This window comes from Nocardioides sp. CPCC 206348, from assembly GCF_048654705.1.
GTDB lineage: Bacteria > Actinomycetota > Actinomycetes > Propionibacteriales > Nocardioidaceae > Nocardioides.
The window spans coordinates 65,345-67,375 of record NZ_JBMCZA010000229.1; the positions used below are offsets into that span (position 1 = coordinate 65,345).

Consider the following 2,031-nt stretch of genomic DNA (forward strand, 5'->3'; position numbering starts at 1 on the left):
GATGGTGGTGGCGCGGCCGGCGATGAGCTGCTCGATGGCGTGGTCGCTCGGCTGTCCCGGGACCGAGACCGTGCCGGCGACACCGAGCTCGGCGACGATGAACTCGGCGATCTTCTGGCTGATGCCCATCGCCAGCAGCTTCCCGGCGCTGGACGTCGTGCTGACGTCGGCTCCGGCGAGCTGCTTGAGGACGACACGGGCGCTGATGACGTCGATGGCCTGGCTCTCGGCGAGCAGCTCGCCGAGGTGGTAGCGGGCGATGGTGCCGAGCTCGCTGCCACGGGCGACCCGTCCCCGGGCATACCGGAGCAGGTCGCTGTCGTTGGCGTAGGCCTCCATCTTCTGGCTCAGCGCCACCCGCTCGCCGGCGAGTGTCGTGCGCGCGACCTCCCAGCCGTGGTCGACCTCGCCGACGACGTTCTCGTCGGGGATGAAGACGTCGTCGAGGAACACCTCGTTGAACAGGGCCGAACCGGTCATCTCCCGCAACGGGCGTACGTCGACGCCCTCGCTGGCCATGTCGAGCACGAAGTACGTGATGCCCTGGTGCTTCGGCGCATCCGGGTTGGTGCGGGCGATCAGCATCGCCCAGTCGGAGAACTGCGCGACCGTCGTCCAGATCTTCTGGCCGGTCACCTTCCAGCCGCGGTCGACCTTGACCGCCTTCGTCGCGATCGAGGCGAGGTCGGAGCCGGCTCCGGGCTCGCTGAACAGCTGGCACCACACGACCTCGCCACGCAGCGTCGGGACCACCAGGTCCTGGCGCTGCTGCTCGGTGCCGTGCGGCACGATCGCGCCGACCGCCCAGGTGCCCATCAGCAGCTGCGGCAGGTTGATGCCGGCGTGCTTGATCTCCTGCATGATCACGATCTGCTCGAGCGGACCAGCGGCTCGACCGTAGGGCTTGCGCAGGTGCGGCTGGACCCAGCCACCGTCACCGAGCGCGACCAGCTGCTCGTCCTCGTCGGTGATGGCAGCGATCGTCGCCAGCTCGGTGCGGATGGCAGGACGGATCGTCTCCGCCTCCTCCGGCAGCTCGATCTCCAGCGCCCGGCCCACTCCGGCGAGCGCCAGGTCGGCGAGGCGCAGTGCGTGCTCCTCACGGCTGCCGAGCACGCCGCGGAGGGCGAGGGCGCGGCGGTAGTAGAGGTGCGCGTCGTGCTCCCACGTGAAGCCGATCCCGCCGTGCACCTGGATGCAGTCCTGGGTCACCCGAACCGCGAGGTCCGGTACGACGACCGCCGCGACCGTCCCGGCGTAGTCGGCGTTGTCGTCGCCCTTGTCGATGGCGACCGCGGCGTCCCAGACGGCAGCGCGTGCCTGCTCCAGCGCGATGCCCATCCGGGCGCACAGGTGCTTGACCCCCTGGAACTGGCCGATCGGGCGCCCGAACTGGACCCGGATCTTCGCGTACTCCGCAGCTGTGGCCACGGCCCAGGCCATCACGCCCGTGGCCTCCGCGCCGAGGACGACGGCTGCGATCGAGCGGGCCCGCTCGGCGGCCAGGGCGGAGAGGACGTGCTCGGCGTCGACCGCCAGGCCGTCCGCGGTGACCCGTGCGGAACCACGGACCACGTCGATGCTGTCCTGGCGAGCGACCTCGACCGCGGCGGCGTCGACCACGATCCACGTGGTGGAGCCGTCATGCGCCACCGGCAGCACCAGGTGGTCGGCATGCTCGCCACCGAGCACGCCCTCCCACGTCCCCGACACCGTCCAGGCGCCGTCGACGCCCACGGCCGCCGGGACACCGGAGGCGTCGAGTGCCACGGCAGCGGTCGTCGTACCGTCGATCAGGGCGGGCAGGAGCTCGATGGCCTGTTTGCCGCCGTCGGCCTGGATGAACGCCGAGGCGAGCACCGTCGGCACGAACGGCCCGGGGGCAGCGTGTCGGCCCAGGGCCTCGAGGGCGACGGCGAGGGTCAGCAAGCCGCCGCCGGCACCACCGGACTCCTCGGCGACGTGCAGGCCGAGCAGGTCGTAGTCGACCAGCGACGGCCAGAAGGCGGGGAACTTCTCCTCGCTCCCGGC

Annotated in this window: 1 protein-coding gene; it reads right to left on the reverse strand. The window is 71.4% G+C overall.

Features of this window, described 5'->3' with window-relative positions; all coding sequences use genetic code 11:
• Positions 1 to 2,031 (reverse strand): acyl-CoA dehydrogenase (locus tag ACOADB_RS26135; protein ID WP_378605874.1); only part of this gene is annotated, 2,031 nt, incomplete at both ends.